Genomic DNA, 19,862 nt, shown 5'->3' with positions numbered 1-19,862 from the left:
GACGCGGCGGCGGCAAGCCGGTTGCTGCGGTCAGACTGGTCGAGATTTGCGATAATCGGCAGCGGTGTGCGCTGACGGCCACAGGAAACGACCTTGGGGCATAGTTCATCCAGCGAGCGCCCATGCCATTGCATTGCCCTCGCTGCCCCGCTTAGGTTCGCGCGATCCGGCTCTCAAAACAGATTTCAAAGGGGAATTTCATGGATCGTCGCTCGTTTCTGGGCCAGGCCAGCGTTGCAGCGCTGGTCGCAGGCATGCCGGCCGGGCTGGCCGCCGCCAGCAACGGATCGCGCAATGGCGACGCTGCTCTCAGAGCCCTGCTGGACCGGATTTTCACAGACCGCCTGGCAGAAAACCCGGAAGGCGCCACGCGGCTCGGGCTCGACAGCGGCGCGAATGCCGCCCTCAAGTCGCAGCTTTCGGGCCGTTCGACGGCAGACAGTGCACGCGAACTTGCCCGGTCCCGCGCCGAACTCGGAGCGGTGAAGGCGATCGGCAGCAGCGGGCTCGGCGCTGATGCCAAGCTCGATTACGATGTCGTCACCTATCAGCTCGAACGGAGCATCGCCGGGCAGCAAAGCTTCACTTACGGTTCCAGCGGCGGCCGCTTCACACCTTATCTGATCAGTCAGCTCACCGGCGCCTATCAGGATGTGCCTGACTTTCTCGACACCCAGCACCGTGTGAACAGCGCCGAAGACGCCGATGCCTATCTGGCACGGCTCGGCGCATTCGCAACCGTTCTGGATCAGGAAAGCGAGAGACAGCGCGAGGATGCTGCGCGGGGCGTGTATGCCCCGGACTATATTCTCGACACCACGCTCAGGCAGTTCGCCGCCCTTCGGGACAAGTCTGCCGGAGAGACCGGGCTCGTGACGGGGTTCGCGGCCAAGCTCGCCAAGGCGAACCTGCCGCCGGAACGTGCGGTGCAAGCCACCCGGATCGTCGAGGATAAAGTGTTCCCGGCGCTCGACCGGCAGCGCGCATTGGTGAACGAACTGCGCGCAAAAGCCGTTCATGATGCCGGTTGCTGGCGGCTGCCCGATGGAGAGGCCTATTATACCGCCGCGGCCGAGGCCGCGACCACCGTTCGCATGAGCGGCGAGGAAATTCATCGCCTCGGCCTGGATCAGGTGGCCGAGATCGGCGGCCGGATCGATGCGATCCTCAAAAAGCAGGGAATGAGCCAAGGCACCGTGGGGGAGCGCCTCGTTGCGCTCAACCAGCGGCCGGACCAGCTCTATCCCAACACCGACGAGGGCCGTGCTTCGCTGCTCGGCGAACTCAACGCACAGATCGTCAAGATGCAGGCCCGGCTTTCGGAACAATTCGCGACGCTCCCCAAGGCGCCCGTCGAAGTCCGCCGCGTGCCGCCTGCCATCCAGGCCGGCGCGCCGGGCGGTTACTATCAGAACGCCTCGCTCGATGGCTCACGCCCTGCGATCTACTACATAAACCTGCGCGATACTTTTGACCGGCCGAAGTTCGGCCTCGCCACGCTTACGCATCATGAGGCGGTCCCCGGCCATCACCTGCAGGTCATGCTCGCACTCGAATCGCAGGATATTCCGATGATCCGTCGGCGTGGTGGCTTCAGCGGCTACAGCGAAGGCTGGGCGCTCTATTCCGAGCAACTGGCGGACGAAATGGGGATGTATGAAGGCGATCCGCTTGGCCAGGTCGGCTACCTCCAGTCACTGCTTTTCCGTGCCACCCGTCTCGTCGTGGACTCCGGAATGCACGCCAAGCGCTGGAGCCGCGAGAAGGCGACCGACTATCTGATCGCGACCACCGGCATCGCCCGCGGGCGCAGCCAGGGCGAGATCGATCGCTACACTGTCTGGCCAGGGCAGGCCTGCAGCTACAAGATCGGACACACGATGTGGGTGAAGCTGCGTGACGAGGCCCGCGCGAAGGCCGGTGCGAAGTGGGACCCTCGCGCCTTCCATTCGGTGCTGCTCAAGGGTGCACTGCCGCTCGCCGTGCTCGAACAGCTGGTCAAGGCCCGTTACGCCTGACGCTGACCGGCACAAGGCAAAGCAAGGCAAAGCAGGGCAAAAAGAAAACCCCGGTCGCTTGGACCGGGGTTTTTCTTATTTCCAATAATTCGATGCCTTATTCGGCATCTTCCGCCGAGGGACCGACCATCATCTCTTCAGCAAGGCCGGCCGTGCGGGCACGGATCGCCTTTTCGAGACGGTCGCAGATCTCCACGTTTTCCTTGAGATAGGTCTTGGCGTTTTCACGCCCCTGGCCGATGCGGATCGAATCGTAGCTGAACCATGCGCCGGACTTCTCGACGATGCCGGCCTTGACGCCCAGATCGAGGATCTCGCCGATCTTCGAGATACCCTCGCCGTACATGATGTCGAATTCGACCTGCTTGAACGGCGGCGCGACCTTGTTCTTCACGACCTTCACGCGGGTGGCATTGCCGACGATATCGTCGCGGTCCTTGATCTGGCCGGTGCGGCGAATGTCGAGGCGGACCGAGGCGTAGAACTTGAGCGCGTTGCCGCCCGTGGTCGTCTCGGGGTTGCCGTACATGACGCCGATTTTCATGCGCAGCTGGTTGATGAAGATCACCATGCAGCGCGAGCGGCTGATCGAACCGGTCAGCTTGCGGAGCGACTGGCTCATCAGGCGGGCCTGAAGACCGACGTGGCTGTCGCCCATCTCGCCTTCGATTTCCGCGCGGGGAACAAGCGCGGCAACCGAGTCGACCACCAGAACGTCGATCGCGTTCGAGCGCACCAGCGTATCGGTGATTTCGAGCGCCTGTTCGCCGGTATCGGGCTGCGAGACGATCAGTTCATCGATGTTGACGCCCAGCTTCTTGGCGTAGACCGGGTCAAGCGCGTGCTCAGCGTCGATGAATGCGGCAGTGCCGCCGGACTTTTGCGCTTCGGCGATGACATGGAGCGCGAGCGTGGTCTTGCCCGAGCTTTCCGGCCCGTAGACTTCGATCACACGGCCGCGCGGAAGACCACCGACCCCCAGCGCGATGTCGAGCCCCAGCGAGCCGGTGGAGATCGCCTCGACCTGCATCGCCTCCTTGGAACCCAGCTTCATCGCGGAGCCCTTGCCGAACGCCTTGTCGATCTGCGCAAGCGCGGCTTCGAGCGCCTTCTGACGGTCCATGTTGTCCTTTTCCTTGCCTTCCTGGATCAGCTTGAGCTGAGCAGCCATGTCACTTCCCCTTTGCTACCGGCCTGACCGGAAAGGTCAACGTCGCGGGAAGCTATGTATCGCCTTTGTTCTCACGGAACAAGAGGCGAACACCGGCTTGTTTCCTATTTTTAACGCCGCCTGCCGTGCGTGCGAGAACATCCCCGACTTTTTCGGAGAGCTGCTGAACCGAGAAGGGTTTCGGCATGAACCACGCATTGGCGATGCCGATTTCCTTGCGCAGCTGCTCCTCCGCATAGCCCGACATGAACAGCACCGGCAGGTCCGGCGCAATGCGGCGGATCTCCCGCGCCATGGCCGGACCATCGAGCGAGGGCATCACCACATCGGAAACCACCAGGTCGAACCGGCCGCCTTCCTGCACCAGTTCAAGACCTTCCTCGCCATCGCGCGCGCACGTCACCTCGTAGCCCTGCCGGGTGAGCGCCCGCTCCGCAACGATGCGCACGGGATCCTCGTCCTCCACCAGCAGGATCGTGCCGCCGCCAGCCCACTGGCTGGGCTCGGCCTCCACCTCCTCTACCGGTGCGGGCGCAGCCGCCGCCCCCGGCGCAACATGGTGGACCGGCAGATAGACGACGAAGCGCGTCCCCCTGCCCACTTCGCTCTCCGCGAAGATGAAGCCGCCTGACTGCTTGACGATGCCATAGACCGTCGAAAGCCCGAGGCCGGTGCCCTTTCCCTGCTCCTTGGTGGTGAAGAAAGGCTCGAAGATCTTGCCGAGATGCTCGGGCGGGATACCCCCGCCGGTATCCTCGACGATGAGCGCGGTGTAGTCGCCCGCCGGGATGATCTCGCTGCGCATCGCGCGCACGTCGGTATTGGTGATGCGCCGCGTGGCGAGCGTCAGCGTGCCCGAGCCATCGCTGCCCTTGCGCATCTGCATCGCATCGCGCGCGTTGACGGCAAGGTTGACGATCACCTGCTCAAGCTGCGTCGGGTCGCCGCACGGGGCCAAGGTCGCGGTCGTGACTGACGACCAGCTGGATTTTCTCGCCTATCAGGCGGCGCAGCATCTGGGAAACGTCCGCCACCACGTCGGGAAGCTGGAGCACTTCGGGCCGCAGCGTCTGCTGGCGGGAGAACGCGAGCAATTGCCGCGTCAGCGACGCCGCGCGATTGGAATTCGCGCGAATCTGCTGGATATCGTCATAGTCGGAATCGCCGGGCGTATGGCGCATCAGCATGAGGTCGCAGGTGCCCAGGATCGCCGTCAGCACGTTGTTGAAATCGTGCGCAACGCCGCCTGCGAGCTGGCCAACGGCCTGCATCTTGGTGGCCTGAGCGACCTGCCGCTTGAGCCGCGTTTCCTCCGAAGTATCCGTAAGGCCTAGCAGTACGGCCGCCTCACCGAGGCCGCGCACGCCGGCCAGGCTGAGCGATACCGGATCGTCAGGCTGACTGGAAAGCCGCACTGCGATATCGCCGCCGCGGCCGGTCCTTGCGCAAAGCGCCGTATCGCCTCGGACAGCGCCCGCTTGTCATCCCGCACGACCAGGTCGGTAGGATAAGTCGGGGGCGATTGCCCCTCCTGCCCGGCCGCGCGCATGAAGGCGGGGTTTGCGAAAAGCAGCCGGCCGTCCCGGTCGGCCATGGCAAGACCCAGCGGCAACTGGCTGAGCAGGGCTTCGAGATGCGGCGCAGCAGTTCCACCGCCGCCGCCAGCGCCAATACCCTGTCCCGCCTCCATCACCAGCATCAGCGAAGGGGTGGTGTTGGGATCGGGTTCGACGGGCGAATCCGGATCGGCCACGGGAACGTGATAGAGTACCAGCGGCCCGCCGCGCCCCGTATCGCGCGCCCAGCCGATCCGTTCGCCCTCGTCCTGGCTGATGAGCGAAACGAAATCCAGGCCGGTCATGTCGGCCAGCACGTCTCCGGTCGCGCGCTGGGCAAAGCCCGCGCTCGCTGCGCGGATCATGCCGTCAGGATCGACGAGCGCCGCCGAAATCCCGGCGCGGGCCAGCCCTTTGCCGAGCTTTCCGTCTATCTGCCGGACCAGTTCCCCCACGAGGTCAACCGAGCTGACCGGCTGGATACGCCACACCAGAAAGTCGTCGGCCCGGCCAGAGCGCTGGATTTCCACACGCCAGTCGGCCGCGTGATCGCCTTCCGAACGTACGTCGGCGCGGGCGTGCCCGTCCCGCCAAGCCGCGCGCACGGCATCGGTGAGACGCTCCAGGCCGGCATCGTCCACCGGCAGCCTGGGCGGGGGATTAGCGGTACCGAACCACAGCTCGAAGCTGCCATTGGCGCAGGCGAGCCGCCCGGCCCGGTCCGTGACCACGATCGCAGTGTCGGAACGGTCTATCGCTGCCACCGTAACCGACCAGTCGGGCTGCGCGAATTCGGTCTCTGCCGCTTGCGGGCGGCGGTTGGCCACCAGCCATGCGAGGGCGGAGAAGGCGATCAGCACGGCTACAAGGACGGAGACGAGCAACCCGTCTCCGCTCACCAGCCAGACCAGCGCCGCGCTCGCCACCAGAGCGATCCCGACGACCGCCGTGTCGGAAAGTCCGCCGATGCGCTGCCGGCCTGCGTTCATGCGATTCCTTCCGTACCTTCCGTGTCGCCGGCCTTTTCGGGCGCCGAACCCTCGCCATGGCGGAACAACGAGCGGTGGCGGCGCGCCCGATGCTTGCGCCCGATCCAGTAGCGCCAGAACCACATCGTGAGAAAGTAGCTGACGAACGCGGCCACCACCGACTGGATGAACAGGCCGATCACCACCGCCGGGGCGGTGTCGGAGACAAGCCAGTTGCGCCACTCGGCCAGACCCGCGCCTTCACGCACCATCGCCTCTACCGTCGCGATATCGGCGTGGTACCCGAAGCTGTTGCCGATCGCGACCGCCACGGGGAGAATGATAAGCAGGGTCGTCACCGGATTGCTGATGAAGGTGACGGCGGCAGCCAGCGGAATATTCCCGCGGAACGGCACGCACATCAGCGCTGCGCCCACGATCTGGACTCCCGGAATCAGTGCGAAGATGCCGATGAACATGCCCACCGCCACGCCGCGCGGCACGGACCGGCGGGTAAAGCGGAACAGTTCGGGGCGGCGCGTGAAGGGCGCCGTGAAGCGATTCGCCTCAAGCTGCGCATGCGTGGGCATCTGGCCATGCAGCCAGGCACCCAGGCGGTGCAGCAGCGTGCTCACTTGTGTTCGCGCAGGAGGCGGCCCTGCTCCCGCTTCCAGTCGCGTTCCTTGATCGTGTCGCGCTTGTCGGCCGCGTTCTTGCCCTTGGCGAGCGCCAGTTCGACTTTCGCGCGCCCCCGTCCGTTGAAATAGATCGAGAGCGGCACGAGCGTCATGCCCTTGCGCTCCACCGAGCCTTGCAGACGCGAGATTTCCCGCTCGTGCAGCAAGAGCTTGCGGGGGCGCTTCGGCACGTGATTGTAACGGTTTCCGTGGCTGAATTCGGGAACGTTGGAGTTCACCAGCCAGCATTCGCCATTCTTGATCTCGGCGTAGGACTCCGCGATCGAACCCTCGCCGAACCGCAGCGATTTGACCTCGGTGCCGGTCAGCGCGATGCCGGCCTCGAAGGTTTCCTCGATGTAGTACTCGAAGCGGGCCCTGCGGTTTTCCGCGACGCTCTTGTGCTTGTCGAATGTCTTGTGTTGCGGACGTGCCATGATGTCCCGGCATGTAGGGATTCGCGCGCAAAAAGGAAACGCCCCGTTTGCGCTCTTTCGTCATGATGTGTGCCACATCCGATCCGCCGCCCGGTCAGGCGTTCGGCTCCCCGGCCCGCCCGGTTGAACGAACCTAAGTATTTGGCCTTAGATGAATGCAATTTAACGCCTAGTGACCAGTAAATCACCCTTGCAAAGGGGAATTTCCCTCGGAAAAACCAAGAACAAATGGGGGATATATACGTGAAAATGCTGCTCCGGTCGGTTCTGCCGTCCGCCTTGCTTGTTCTTGATCCAGCACATGCCATGGCTGCGCCGGAAGCACCGCCGCTCGATGCCTATGGAGAACTACCTCGAATCGAAGACGTTGCCATTTCACCTGACGGCCAGTCCATCGCCACCGTCGCGCAGGACGAAGGCGATCGCCGCGTCATTGTCATGAAGGACGGCAAGCCCCTGCTGAACGGTTCGTCCGGCAAGACCAAGGTGCGCGCCATCGAATGGGCGGACAGTGATACCGTGTTGCTGACCAACAGCAGCACGGTTTCGCTCTTCGGCTTCGCTGCCGCAAAATACGAACTCAGCGGCACGATCATATTGCCCATGAAGCCGGGCAACGAATCCGGCCTTGTCTTCGCAAAGAACCAGGCCATCGCGAAGACCACGCGAGGCCGCTACGGCATCCGCAACATCGCCGCCGCACCGTAGGCTATTTCGGCGGCCTCGCGCTCGACGTCGATGGCGGGGAAACCCGCTTCCGCCATGGCCGCGCCACACTCTACGCGGTGGACATACAGACCAATCGAGCGCGGATTGCCGCCGCGGCACCGGCCGAAAATCACTATCGGGACTGGCTGGTCGATGCGGCCGGCAACGTTGCCGTGACCCTGGACATCTCGGAAACCACCGGCGTCTGGAAAATCACCCCGGCCAAGGGACAGGAACTGGCGCGCGGCGTGGACCCGACCGGCGACGTCAGCCTCGTCTCCTTCGGCAAGGGCGGCTCGACCGTGATCTACCAGGTCGAGGACGAGGACGGTAACGACCGCTGGTTCGAAGTCCCGCTGGACGGCGGCGAGTCCAGGGAAATCCTGAACGATATCGCCATAGAACGGCTGTTCGTCGATCGCAGCACCGGCAACATGATCGGCTACCGGATGTCGGGGGAAAGCCGGAAGACCGTAATGGACGATCCCGCCCACCAGAGTGCGCTGACCCGGATATTCCGCGCGTTCTCCGGCCGCGAAGCCCATTTGGTAGACTGGACGCCGGACTTTTCTAAGGTGGTCGTAAGGACCACCGGCAACAAGGACAGCGGCACCTGGTTCCTCGTCGACGTACCCAATCGGCGCGCGGACCCCATCGGCGATGAGCACCCCAAGATCGCGCCCGAACAGGTCGGCCCGATCTCGCTGGTCAATTATGCCGCGCAGGACGGGCTGGAAATGGACGGGGTCCTGACCCTGCCTCCCGGCCGCGAAGCCAGGAACCTCCCGTTGATCGTGCTGCCCCATGGCGGCCCGGCCGCACACGACAAGCCCGAATTCGATTGGTGGGCTCAGGCATTCGCTTCACGCGGATATGCGGTATTCCAACCCAATTTCCGGGGCTCGACAGGGCGATCGGACGCGTTCCGCCATGCTGGCGACGGCGAATGGAGCCGGAAGATGCAGACCGACATTTCGGACGGCGTCGCGGAACTGGCAAAGCGCGGGCTGGTCGATCCGAGGCGCGCCTGCATCGTCGGCGCAAGCTATGGCGGCTATGCGGCGTTGGCGGGGGTCACGCTCCAGAACGGGCTCTATCGCTGTTCCGTGGCCGTTGCAGGCGTCGCCGACCTTCCGATGATGTACAGCACCGATGTGCGGGAGAGCGGCGATTCCAAGATGCTCGGCAAGGCGCTGCGCGAACAGCTCGGCGATCCGAAGCGCTATGGCGAGGTTTCACCGCGCCGGTTCGCCGCGAAGGCCGATGCGCCGGTCCTGCTGATCCACGGCAAGGACGATACCGTGGTCGCCTATCGCCAGAGCCAGGCCATGGCGGAAGCGCTCAAGGACGCGGGTAAGCCTTATGAACTGGTAACGCTTCCGGGTGAGGACCACTGGCTGTCCCGTGAGGAAACGCGCAAACGCATGCTGCTGGAAACCATGCGCTTCGTGCAGAAATATAACCCGGCGGACTGAGCCGTCCAGACCCCCCCCGGAAACGATCCGGGGGCCCTGGGATATCATGCCTTCGTTCAGAGCAGACCGGCGTGGACCAGCGCTTCGTCCACCGCCGTGCGTGCCTTTTCGCTGCAAGGGACCAGCGGCAGGCGCAGTTCGTTCTCGATCCAGTCATGAACCTGCGCCAGGGCATACTTGCAGGGGCCGGGCGAGCTGTCCTCGAACATCGCATAGTGCAGCGGATAGAGCAGGTCGTTAAGGCGGCGCGCCTCTTCGAGGTCGTTGGCCGCGCAGGCCGCCTGGAATTCCGCGCAGAGCTTCGGCGCGACGTTCGCCGTCACCGAGATGCAGCCCACGCCGCCGGCCGCGTTGAACGGCAGGGCCAGTTCATCGTCGCCGCAAAGCTGCACGAAGCCCTTGCCGATCCCCATGCGGTGATCGGTCACGCGCGACAGGTCGCCGCTGGCATCCTTGATGGCGATGAACCGGTCGGGATAGCGCCGCGCGAGTTCGCAGACCGTTTCGGGAAGCAGGTCAGTGACCGTGCGGCCGGGAACGTTGTAAAGCACGATCGGCAGATCGCTGTGTTCGGCAAGGTAGCTGAAGTGGGCCAGCAGACCGTCCTGGCTCGGGCGGTTGTAGTAGGGCGCCACCAGCAACGCGGCCGATGCACCGCACTTCTTCGAAAAATTCATGTGCAGCAGCGCATTCATCGTGTCGTTGCTGCCGCAACCCGCGATCACCGGCACCCGGCCCGCGGCCTGTTCGATGCAGACTTCAATGACGCGGTGATGCTCGGCGTTCGAGAGCGTCGAATTTTCGCCGGTGGTCCCGCAGGGAACGAGCGCGGAAGACCCCGACTCGATCTGCCAGTCCACGAGTCGCCGAAAAGCCTGCTCATCGAACGCTCCGTCGCGAAACGGTGTAACAAGCGCAGGAATGGAACCCGAGAACATGGACTTTACCTCACCTGATGTTCAATGATCGGGCCAACGGACCCGATGTTCAGCGCCTGATAAGGAGCCTTTTCCCAAAATGTCCAGCATGCAGCGTGCCGCCCCCCTCTCCTGCTTGCTTCGACCGCCTTGTCTGGCATCGTTTTCGGGAGCCCCGCAGCCGCGCAGGACGGTCGTGAATGGGATCTCGCCAAGGCCCGTGCGATGCAGTCGCACGACATGGTGGTGCACCAGTCGATCGACCGCTGGCGCCAGCTTGTAGCGTCCGATCAGTTCGATTTCGGCAGCTATGCCAGCTTCCTGATGACCTATCCCGGCTATCCGCAAGCCGACAAGATTCGCGCTTCGGCAGAGCGCGCACTGATAAACCAGTCACCCGACGCCAATTCGGTCGTCTCGTTCTTCAGCCGCTATCCCCCACTCTCCAATCAGGCAGCCGGTCGCTATGCCGCGGCACTGACCACGCTGCGCCGCCCGGATGCGCAGGCGCGTGCTATCGCGGCGTGGCGGGGCGGCACGTTGTCGCCCAATGATGAAGCGCTGATTCTCGCCACATATCGCGGAACCCTGACCGCCGCCGATCACGACGCGCGGATGGACCGCCTGCTCTGGCAGAGCGAAACCTCCCAGGCCGAACGGCAGGTCTCCTTCGTCTCGGCCGAACGCCGCGCCCTGTTCATGGAACGGCTGGCGATGCTTCAGGGCTCGCCGGCGGGATCGCTCGGCCTCGCGCTGACGCCGCAGATGAATGCCGACGCCGGATATATCTATGCCCGTGCGGTTCAGGCGCGGAAAACCGGCAATCTACCTGCCGAAATCTCGCTCCTGTCCACTCGTCCAACGCTGACATCCCCCGTTCCCGAACCGGAAAAGTGGGTGCGCGAACTGTTGACCGCCGCGAAGGGCGCTGGCGCCGATGCCGCCGTGCGCATCGCCAGCGGGATCGACGATGCCTTTCCGCCCGGCACCGATATCAGCCAGCTCTCCTATCGCCTGCGCGACGATTACACGACGCTTGTCTGGCTGGGCGGCACCAAGGCGCTGTGGCAATTGGGCGATGCCCGCCGCGCCGCGCCGCTGTTCTATCGCTATGGCGCCGCCGCGCAGACGCCCGGCACCCGCTCCAAGGGCTTCTACTGGGCCGGCCGCGCGCTGGCCCGCGCCGGGGACACGGCAGGCGCCAATCGCTACTTCGAGATGGCGGCCGCCTACCCGCACTATTTCTACGGCCAGCTCGCGCTGGAACGCCTGAGCCGTCCCCTGCCCAATCTCGACACCCGCCCCCGCGCCGTACCTACTCCGGCCGAACGCTCCGCCTTCTTCGCCAAGCCGCTGACCAATGCGGTGCGCGATGTTGCCCGCGACGGCGACTGGCGCACCACCGTCCAGTTCTTCCGAGAGATTTCGGATCAGGCGCAAAGCCAGGCCGACCACGTCCTCGTAGCCGAACTGGCGCAGCAGATCGGCCGCCGCGATCTCGCCGTCATCCTCGGCCAGAGCGCCCATTCCGACGGATACCAGGACTTCGGACAGATCGCCTATCCGCTGATCCCGGTACCGCCGGGCGCGGATTTCGCCATGGTCCACGCCCTCACCCGGCAGGAAAGCCAGTTCGCCCAGAACGCGCTCAGCCACGCCGGCGCGCGCGGCCTGATGCAGCTGATGCCCGCCACCGCGCGCGAACAGGCGGGCAAGCTCGGCATGGCCTACGACCAAAACCAGCTGGTCAGCGACGCCAGCTACAACATCCGCCTCGGCGATGCTTACTTCACCCGCATGCGCAACTACTTCGGCGGCTCGCTGCCGCTGGCAGTCGGCGCCTACAACGCCGGCGCGGGCAATGTGAACAAGTGGCTCGCGGCCAACGGCGACCCGCGCACCGGCGCGGTCGACTGGATCGACTGGCTGGAGCAGATCCCCATCTACGAGACCAAGAACTACATCCAGCGCGTGCTGGAGAACGCCGTGGTCTACGAATCGATGTATCCGAGCCAGTCGGGCTATCGCGGGAATACGCCGCTTACGCAGCTCATCGGGAAGCGGTCGCCGGGGTGAAGTTTTAAAAGCTTCAAGAAGCAGGGGAGCATAGCCCCCCTGCACCCCCAATACCGTCTCGGTCATACCCAACCTATCCGCTGCGCGCCCATGGTCGCGTCGGGAGACTTATTGGCTGCGCCGCAGGGAGCGCAAAACGTCAAGCCGCGCGCGACTCTGACATTTTGAGGGTCTGGGGGATCATCCCCCAGGACTTCCTCTGTTTAAATGCCCTTCACCCTGAACAGCCCCGCCCCATGCGAAGCAAGCCGCGCCGAAAAGCGCCCTTCGACCTGGCCAAGGTCCTTGCCCTCCCACAAATCCCGCACCGAAGCTCTCCGACCGAGACCAAGCAGCGAAAGCGCCACGCCCACCTCGCGCGGCTGGTCCGCTACGTTGAACAGCGCCACGTAGCGATCCGCCCCGCCCTCCGCGCGCGCGGTCCAGACCTTGGTGCCGTCGTCGAGGAACAGCGGCGCGTTGTCGGTGCTTGACTGGTTCACCGCCAGCACCTCGCGGTTGGTCAGCAGCGCCAGTGTCGGCACGTCGAGGTGGCGCAGGTCACCCCCCATGATGAGCGGCGAGCGGGCAATCGACCAGAGCGTCATCAGCGTGCGCTGTTCGTCGGGGGTGAAGCGGGTGTCGCGGTCTCCCAGCGCGAGGCGGCCGAGGGGGAGCATGTCGGCATCGGGCCAGGAGCCGGGACCACGGAACGGCGTCCAGTTTTCGAGGCGGGTGAACTGGGCGTGGAGCTGTGCCCATTCGTCCCAGAAATCGTCGGAAATGCGCCACATCTGTGCGTGCTGGCGAACGTGGGCACCGCGCAGGACCGGGGTCTCGCCGGGGGAGAGGCTGAGCACGATGGGTCGGCCGCAGCGGGCGATGGCCTTGGCAGCGGCCTCGATCTCGGGCGCGTGGGCATCGTATGGTCGGCTCATGTCGTCCATCTTGACGAAATCGACGCCCCAGGAGGCATAGAGTTTGAAGATGCTGTCGTAGTATTCCTGGGCGCCGGGCTTGCTCATGTCGACGCCGTACATGTCGGGGTTCCACGAGCACACGCTGGAGGTGTCGGCGATATCCTGCGCGCGCAGCTTGGTGCCGAGCACCGGAAGGTTGAGTTTCACGGCGTGGCGCGGAATGCCGCGCATGACGTGGATGCCAAACTTCATGCCCATGGCGTGGACCTTGGCCGCCAGCGGCGCAAAGCCCTTGCCGCCTTTTGACGACGGGAAGCGGTTCGGTGCGGGGATCATCCGGCCGTGAGCGTCAAGCGCCGGGACCGGGTTGGCGTTGTAGGTGTAGCTCCTGGCCTCCGGCTCGTACCACTGGATGTCGACGGTGAAGACGTCGTAACCGAAGGGCAGCAACTTGGTGCGCATGATCGCTGCGGTTTCGAGCGCCTGCGCCTCGGTAATGGTCCCGGCGAAGCTGTTCCAGCTGTTCCAGCCCATCGGTGGGCGCGGGGCGAGCGCGGCGCCGGGCGCCGGTTCGAGGATCGCCTGCGGTGCGCCGTTCTGGGCGCCGGCCTTCGCGGCGAGCCCGGCCAGCGGCGCGGAAGCGGCGGCGAGCAAGGCAGTGCGGCGTGAAATATCCATCTTGATCCTCAATTCCCGGTACGTCTTCGCCGCTCTTTTGTCGGACTAATAGACTTCGCGCAAGCCGGTGACGAAGCGGATCAGGAACTTGGCCGGACCGGCAATGCTTTATAAGGATCTCGTCATGAAACCTGCCGGTCCTCCTATCTCGCCTTCAGGCATGGCCGCGCTGCGTGCCCGCTACGACCACCTGCTCGGCAAGGAACGCCCGGAGATCGTCGAGATCGTGTCCTGGGCGGCGGGCAATGGAGATCGCTCGGAAAACGGTGACTATCTCTACGGCCGCAAGCGCATGCGCGAGATCGACCGAGAACTGGGCTACCTCGCCCGCCGCATGAAGGCGCTGCGGGTGGTGAACCCGGCGGACCAGACCGAGCGCGGCAAAGTGTTCTTCGGCGCCACGGTTACCATCGCCGACGAGGACGACAACCACAAGACCCTCACCATCGTCGGCGACGACGAGCAGGACGCTGCCAAGGGCCGGATCGGCTGGAGCGCGCCGACGCCCGCGCCCTGCGCGCGCCGCCGTGGGCGACCTGAAGATGGTGCGCCTGCCTTCCGGCGAGAAGGAATGGGAAGTCATGGAAATCGAATACCCGCAAGCCTGATCGTGCCGGCAGCTTGACGGCTGCCTCTGGCCCGATCAGAATTTCTTCATGAAATTTCGCGGCTTCGCTGGCCTCCTCCTGGGTGCGTCCCTGCTCATGACCCTCGGCTGCAAAGGCGATGCCGATGCGACGGGCGCGCCCTTTGCCGCATCGACCGAGCAACCCTCCGGTGCGCCGCTGACCCTGCAAGGGCGAGTGAACGATGCCGCCGGAGCATTGACATCCGATGCCGAGGAACGCCTGACCCGCCTGTCCGAAGCTCTCGAACGCACCACCGGTCATCAACTCGTGGTCGTGACCACACCGTCGCTAGGTGAAAAGACGATCTCCGATTACACCCGGGAACTCGGCAACCGCTGGGGTATCGGCCGGAAGGGCGTGAACGATGGAATCATCGTGCTGGTCGCGCCTCGGGAACGCGGCGCAAGGATCGAGATCGGCAAAGGCATGACCGAGCAACTTCCCGATACGGTTTGCAGTGAAATCATGGAGCAGGAGATGGTGCCGCATTTTCGCAGAGGCGACTATGACGGCGGCCTGGAGGCTGGCGTTTCGGCGCTGATCGCCCGTCTTCACTGAGGCTTTCGGGCGTGCCGCTTTCGTGCCATGAGCCGCCCTCAATGCCTGTCATCCGCTTCCGCCACCTGGCCGCCGCCGCTGCCTGCCTCGCTCTGGCCCTGCCCGGTGTTCCGGCGCTCGCACGCGAAAGTCTGGGAATCTACGCCAGTTGGGGGGCATTTCGCGACCCGGTGATCCCGCGTTGCTATGCCATCGCCATGGCCGAACCCAGCACGGCGGCGCGGGAATACCAGCCTTTCGCGGCGATCGGCACATGGCCCCGGCGCGGCGCGCGCGGGCAAGTGCATTTCCGGCTGTCGCGCGGATCGCGCAAGGCACGCAAGTCACCCTTTCGCTGGGCGGACAGCGCTTCATCCTCGCTTCGGGTGAAGGCGATGCCTGGGGACGCGACGAGCAGGACAATGCCGCCATCGTCGCGGCCATGCGCTCCGCCCCGCGCATGACCGTCACCGCGCGCGACCGGCAGGGCAAACGCTTCGTCAATGCCTGGCCTCTTTCGGGTGCGGCCTCGGCGATGGACGCCGCCCTGATCGGCTGCGCCAAACTGCCATAGGCCGCTCCGCCACCGCAACGAAAAAGGCGGGAGCTTTCGCCCCCGCCCTCTCTCCTGCATCTAGATGCGGCTCAGAAGCGAACGCCGACGCCGGCCATGACCTGATGACGGTCAGTGTCGAGGTTGAAGCGGTTGCCGTCCGGAATGTCGCCGGTGTAGTCGAGCTCACCCTTCTCGTAGTTCGAATAGCGATATTCGAGCTTTACGAAGGCGTTGTTCGTGATCGCCTGCTCGACACCCGCGCCGATCCGCCAGCCGTCGGCATCGATATCGCGGTTCGTCTCGACCGTGCCGACCGCGTTGCGCACGTCGAACTTGGCATTGGTGTAGCCGCCCTTCGCGTAGATCATGGTGCTGGGGGTGACGACGTAGCCGACGCGGGCGCCGACGTAGAGGTCGCGGTTGGCCTTGACGTTGCCGATGCCGAAGCCTTCGAAATCGCCGTCGTTGAACTTCGTCTTGGCGGTCGACCAGGTCACTTCGGCTTCCGGACCGAAGACGAGGTTGCCCGAGCGGAAGTCATAGCCGGCGCCGACGCCATAGGCGAAGCCGTCGATCGACTGGTCATTGTCGACATTGACGTCGTCATCGACGCTGCTGCCGGCCTTGGTCACATCGTAACCGGCGAGCGCCTCGACGTGGAAGCCGGAGAAAGGCTGGGCCGGGCCGGTATCCTGCGCCATGGCGGGAGCCGATGCGATGGCGGTACCGGCAGCGGTTCCAAGGGCGAGGCAGACGAGAATCTTCTTCATGGGATGCTCCATTCTTGTTTTCTCGGGCGGGCATCCGTTGATGGCGACCGGCCCGTCCGGACTGGTCAAATGATCGTCATGGGGGCTCGGTTTCCTGAACCTAACACAACGAAAACACTGATGTTTTTCGGTCACACTTGATCGACGGAGCGCCCCCGGCAAGCGCCCGGCGGCGGGAACCCGGCAAGCTTTGCGGCAGTTCGCGCGAGCCCCCATGCGCGCGCATCTTCCGTTTTTATCCCGGATGCACTATATGCCCGCCCAATCATGGCAGACGCGACCCACACCCTTTCCGGCGCCACCGGCCCAGTTTCCCATTCCGGCGCCCCCATGCCGATCCCGGGCCATATCGACCCCGTGCCGGTACCCCGCCCCAACCTCGTCGAAGGGGTCACGCCGCGCGAGGACGGCCGGCTGGACCTGATCGGCCTGCCGAAGAAGCGGATCGCGGAACTGTTCGAAAGCGCCGGGCTTGACGCGAAGGCCGCAAAGCTGCGCGCCAAGCAGGTCTACCACTGGCTTTACCACCGCGGCGTCACCGAGTTCGAGGCGATGACCGACATCGCCAAGACCATGCGCCCCTGGTTGGCAGAACGCTTCGTGATCGGCCGCCCGGAAATCGTCGAAGCCCAGCACTCCAGCGACGGCACCCGCAAGTGGCTGCTGCGCACGGCGGACGCCCATGATTTCGAAATGGTGTTCATCCCCGATGCCGATCGCGGCACGCTCTGCGTGTCCTCGCAGGTCGGCTGCACGCTCAACTGCCGCTTCTGCCACACCGGCACCATGCGCCTCGTGCGCAACCTGACGGTGGGCGAGATCGTCGGCCAGGTCATGCTGGCCCGCGATGCGCTGGGCGAATGGCCCAAGGGCCGCATGGACTTCAGCTTCGGCGACGGGATCGACGGCGCGGATGCGGCTGACGACGAAGAGGAAGGCAGCTACACTTCGGACGGCCGCCTGCTCACCAACATCGTGATGATGGGCATGGGCGAGCCGCTCTACAATTTCGACAACGTGCGCGACGCGCTCAAGCTGGTCATGGACGGTGACGGGCTCGCGCTTTCGAAGCGCCGCATCACTCTCTCCACCTCGGGCGTGATCCCGCAGATGGCCCGCTGCGGCGAGGAAATCGGCGTGAACCTGGCCGTCTCGCTCCATGCGGTGACCAAGGAAGTCCGCGACGAGATCGTGCCGGTCAACAAGAAGTACGGCATCGAGGACCTGCTCCAGGCCTGCGCCGACTATCCCGGTGCCTCTAACGCGCGCCGCATCACGTTCGAATACGTGATGCTCAAGGACAAGAACGACAGCGACGCCGACGCGCACGAACTGGTCCGCCTGCTGAAGAAGTACAACCTTCCGGCCAAGGTCAACCTGATCCCGTTCAACCCCTGGCCCGGCGCGCAGTACGAGTGCTCGACGCCGGACCGGATCAGGACGTTCTCGGACATCGTGTTCAAGGGCGGCATCTCCGCACCGGTCCGCACCCCGCGCGGACGCGATATCGACGCGGCCTGCGGCCAGCTCAAGACCGCCGCCGAAAAGAAGAGCCGCGCCGAACTGGAACGGCTCTACGCCGAGAAGGAAAAGGAACTCGGCTGAGCCGGCGTCGATCCGCACCGTCTCCCGGCTCGCTTTGACAATACGCATTTGGCGGTGGCAAGAACCTAGAGAGGACAGAGATCGACAGAGAGGCTCCTGAATGACCCAGACCCTGCCCCCGACTTCGGCCGAAGTCGGCGAGCGCCTGCACGGCATGATCCGCGTGTCCGGCGGCACCTTCACGATGGGCTCGGAAAGGTTCTACCCCGAGGAAGCACCCCTGCGGCGAGTCACTGTCGATCCTTTCTGGATCGACGAAGTGCCCGTCACCAATCGCGAGTTCGCCCGCTTCGTCGAGGCGACCGGCCATGTGACCGTGGCGGAGATCGCCCCTGATCCCAGGGACTATCCCGGCATGTCGCCGGAAATGGCGCAAGCCGGATCGTTGGTTTTCCGCAAGACCGCGACGCCGGTGGATACGGCCAATCCCGCAAACTGGTGGAGCTTCGAATTCGGCGCCTCATGGCGCTATCCGCTCGGACCGGGCAGCGATGTCGATGCGCTTGGTCTTTGGGATCATCCGGTCGTCCATGTCGCCTACGCCGATGCCGAAGCTTATGCGCAGTGGGCGGACAAGGACCTGCCGACGGAGGCCGAGTTCGAATTCGCCGCCAGGGGCGGTCTCGAAAACGCCGACTATGCCTGGGGCGACGAACTCGCGCCCGACGGCAGGATGATGGCCAATTACTGGCAGGGCCTGTTCCCGTTTGCCAACCAGTGCCTCGACGGCTGGGAACGCACTTCGCCGGTCCGGTCCTTCCCCGCGAACGGCTACGGCCTTCACGACATGATCGGCAACACCTGGGAATGGACGCGCGACTGGTGGGCCGAGCGCCCGGAAGCGCCGAAGAAATCCGGCGGTTCCTGCTGCGCCTTGAGCAATCCGCGCGGCGGCAAGCTCAAGGACAGCTTCGACCCCGCCCAGCCGATGGTGCGGATCGGGCGCAAGGTCATCAAGGGAGGATCCCACCTCTGCGCGGCGAACTACTGCCAGCGCTATCGCCCCGCCGCGCGCCATCCCGAGATGATCGACACGGCCACGACGCATATCGGTTTTCGCTGCGTGGTTCGGGAAAGCTGAAGCCTCCGGTTTCGCGGAGGCAGCAGGCCGGGGCGTTACCCCCGGCCATGCTCGATGTCAGCGTGCCAGCGCCAGTGACACCGGAGCGCGGCTGACTTCTTCGACAGGCACGTAATCCGCCGTTTCGCGGAATTCGCCGACTTGCGTGATGACACCCTGGTTTACCGCCCAGATTGCCGCCTGGGTCCGGTTCTGGACCATGAGCTTGCGCAGGATCGCCTTCACGTGGACCTTCACGGTGGCTTCGCTGATGTCCAGCCGATAGGCGATCACCTTGTTGGGATAGCCCATCACAAGGCAGCGCAGCGTATCGATTTCCCGTTCGGAAAGCAGTTCGCTGAGCTGAACCTGCACTTCGGCCTGGCCTTCCGACATGACCTGCTTTTGCGGCAGGTGCTGAAGCAGGGCGCTGGGCAGTACCTTTTCACCCTGGTTAACCAAGCGAAGGGATTCGATGAGCGGCTCGGAACCGATCTCCTTGAGCAGATAGGCATGAGCGCCAAGCTGGAACGCTTCCACCATCTGGCCGAATTCGAATTCGTCGGCCAGCAGCACAGCGCGCATGTAGGGATGCCGATCCTTCAGCGCCGGCAGGCTTGCCAGCAGGTCCCCACAGGTCCCCATGTCGAAAATGGTAAGGCCTATCGGAAGGCCGATCTCTCCGGCGAGAACGTCATCGCAGTCCTTGAAGAACCGTGAACACCTGAACTCGCAGGTATTCAGGATCTTGCAGATTCCCTCTCTGACAAGGGAATTGAAGCCGACAATCGTCACGCAGACTTCTTCGAAATTCGCCATCGTCTTTCTCTCCTTGAATGCGGAAATACGGACGACCCAAAACGTCTTATTGATTTTTTTGAATTACCCTGACGTAACCCGGATGCAGGAGGGAACATCAAGATCTCGATACCTCGAAATCCTGAAATGAACCTTTACGTGACAATCACCGGATGAACAGACCGAATGGTCAGCCCCCTTGCGTGTCCCCCTTTTAGCCCCACACCATTAGGCTCAGGACTCACTGATCAGAGCCAGAAGAGGACAGTTGCAGCCAAGGCGAGTGCGGAAAAGAAGACGGTGGGGCAGCGGTCATATCGTGTAGCG

Annotated in this window: 15 protein-coding genes and 2 pseudogenes; 9 read left to right on the top strand and 8 right to left on the bottom strand. The window is 64.3% G+C overall.

The window, feature by feature from the left end; all coding sequences use genetic code 11:
* The first annotated feature begins 200 nt into the window (after nt 1–200).
* Nucleotides 201–2,018: a DUF885 family protein gene (locus tag ADT71_RS06305; RefSeq protein WP_054435822.1), complete on the top strand. Its 1,818-nt coding sequence runs from the start codon at nt 201–203 to the stop codon at nt 2,016–2,018.
* A 97-nt stretch (nt 2,019–2,115) separates the two neighbouring features.
* Here the strand turns inward: ADT71_RS06305 and recA are convergent, their stop codons facing one another.
* From recA to smpB, 4 genes and pseudogenes are all read right to left on the bottom strand, one after another.
* Nucleotides 2,116–3,189 carry a recombinase RecA gene (recA, locus tag ADT71_RS06300; protein WP_054435821.1) on the bottom strand — a complete coding sequence of 358 codons (1,074 nt, stop codon included), beginning with the start codon at nt 3,187–3,189 and terminating at the stop codon, nt 2,116–2,118.
* 52 nt (nt 3,190–3,241) lie between these two features.
* Nucleotides 3,242–5,734, bottom strand: a pseudogene (locus ADT71_RS06295) (ATP-binding protein).
* The gene (locus ADT71_RS06290) at nt 5,731–6,348 is read right to left on the bottom strand and encodes a DUF2062 domain-containing protein (RefSeq protein ID WP_054435820.1); all 618 of its coding nucleotides are present in this window, start codon (nt 6,346–6,348) and stop codon (nt 5,731–5,733) included. Before ADT71_RS06290 ends, ADT71_RS06295 begins: the two are co-directional and overlap by 4 nt.
* Entirely contained in the window at nt 6,345–6,827 is a 483-nt protein-coding gene (smpB, locus tag ADT71_RS06285) for an SsrA-binding protein SmpB (RefSeq protein ID WP_054435819.1), read from the bottom strand. Before smpB ends, ADT71_RS06290 begins: the two co-directional genes overlap by 4 nt.
* A 243-nt stretch (nt 6,828–7,070) precedes the next feature.
* On the opposite strand from smpB, the gene ADT71_RS33065 reads away from it, so the two are divergent.
* Nucleotides 7,071–7,535 carry a hypothetical protein gene (locus tag ADT71_RS33065; RefSeq protein ID WP_231635652.1) on the top strand — a complete coding sequence of 155 codons (465 nt, stop codon included), beginning with the start codon at nt 7,071–7,073 and terminating at the stop codon, nt 7,533–7,535.
* 77 nt (nt 7,536–7,612) lie between these two features.
* A complete protein-coding gene (locus ADT71_RS06280; RefSeq protein WP_231635651.1) occupies nt 7,613–9,010 on the top strand; it encodes a S9 family peptidase in 1,398 nt (465 codons plus the stop codon).
* 56 nt (nt 9,011–9,066) lie between these two features.
* On the opposite strand, the gene dapA is transcribed toward ADT71_RS06280, so the two are convergent.
* Nucleotides 9,067–9,948, bottom strand: a complete 882-nt coding sequence (gene dapA / locus ADT71_RS06275) for a 4-hydroxy-tetrahydrodipicolinate synthase (RefSeq protein WP_054435818.1) — start codon at nt 9,946–9,948, stop codon at nt 9,067–9,069.
* A 129-nt stretch (nt 9,949–10,077) separates the two neighbouring features.
* On the opposite strand from dapA, the gene ADT71_RS06270 reads away from it, so the two are divergent.
* Nucleotides 10,078–12,003 carry a lytic transglycosylase domain-containing protein gene (locus ADT71_RS06270; RefSeq protein ID WP_231635650.1) on the top strand — a complete coding sequence of 642 codons (1,926 nt, stop codon included), beginning with the start codon at nt 10,078–10,080 and terminating at the stop codon, nt 12,001–12,003.
* 203 nt (nt 12,004–12,206) lie between these two features.
* Here the strand turns inward: ADT71_RS06270 and ADT71_RS06265 are convergent, their stop codons facing one another.
* Entirely contained in the window at nt 12,207–13,580 is a 1,374-nt protein-coding gene (locus tag ADT71_RS06265; RefSeq protein WP_054435816.1) for a glycoside hydrolase family 27 protein, read from the bottom strand.
* Nucleotides 13,581–13,704: 124 nt separating this feature from the next.
* Between ADT71_RS06265 and greB the strand changes: the two are divergent.
* The 3 genes and pseudogenes from greB to ADT71_RS35495 all read left to right on the top strand — a co-directional run bounded on the left by greB (nt 13,705) and on the right by ADT71_RS35495 (nt 15,320).
* Nucleotides 13,705–14,188 (top strand): annotated as a pseudogene (gene greB / locus ADT71_RS06260) (transcription elongation factor GreB).
* A 48-nt stretch (nt 14,189–14,236) separates the two neighbouring features.
* Nucleotides 14,237–14,767 carry a YgcG family protein gene (locus tag ADT71_RS06255; RefSeq protein WP_054435815.1) on the top strand — a complete coding sequence of 177 codons (531 nt, stop codon included), beginning with the start codon at nt 14,237–14,239 and terminating at the stop codon, nt 14,765–14,767.
* Nucleotides 14,768–15,020: 253 nt separating this feature from the next.
* Nucleotides 15,021–15,320: a hypothetical protein gene (locus ADT71_RS35495; protein WP_369818187.1), complete on the top strand. Its 300-nt coding sequence runs from the start codon at nt 15,021–15,023 to the stop codon at nt 15,318–15,320.
* Nucleotides 15,321–15,391: 71 nt separating this feature from the next.
* On the opposite strand, the gene ADT71_RS06245 is transcribed toward ADT71_RS35495, so the two are convergent.
* Nucleotides 15,392–16,072, bottom strand: a complete 681-nt coding sequence (locus ADT71_RS06245; RefSeq protein WP_054435839.1) for an outer membrane protein — start codon at nt 16,070–16,072, stop codon at nt 15,392–15,394.
* 330 nt (nt 16,073–16,402) lie between these two features.
* Between ADT71_RS06245 and rlmN the strand changes: the two genes are divergently transcribed.
* Together rlmN and ADT71_RS06235 are read left to right on the top strand one after the other, a co-directional pair.
* Complete coding sequence (gene rlmN, locus ADT71_RS06240) at nt 16,403–17,677, top strand: 23S rRNA (adenine(2503)-C(2))-methyltransferase RlmN (protein ID WP_054435838.1); 1,275 nt, start codon at nt 16,403–16,405, stop codon at nt 17,675–17,677.
* 154 nt (nt 17,678–17,831) lie between these two features.
* Nucleotides 17,832–18,758 carry a formylglycine-generating enzyme family protein gene (locus tag ADT71_RS06235; RefSeq protein WP_054435837.1) on the top strand — a complete coding sequence of 309 codons (927 nt, stop codon included), beginning with the start codon at nt 17,832–17,834 and terminating at the stop codon, nt 18,756–18,758.
* Between the two features lie 57 nt (nt 18,759–18,815).
* On the opposite strand, the gene ADT71_RS06230 is transcribed toward ADT71_RS06235, so the two are convergent.
* The gene (locus ADT71_RS06230) at nt 18,816–19,556 is read right to left on the bottom strand and encodes a response regulator transcription factor (RefSeq protein ID WP_054435814.1); all 741 of its coding nucleotides are present in this window, start codon (nt 19,554–19,556) and stop codon (nt 18,816–18,818) included.
* Nucleotides 19,557–19,862 lie beyond the last annotated feature (306 nt).

Source organism: Novosphingobium sp. ST904 (assembly GCF_001298105.1).
Classification (GTDB): domain Bacteria; phylum Pseudomonadota; class Alphaproteobacteria; order Sphingomonadales; family Sphingomonadaceae; genus Novosphingobium.
This window is presented reverse-complemented; position numbering and strand designations above follow the sequence as displayed.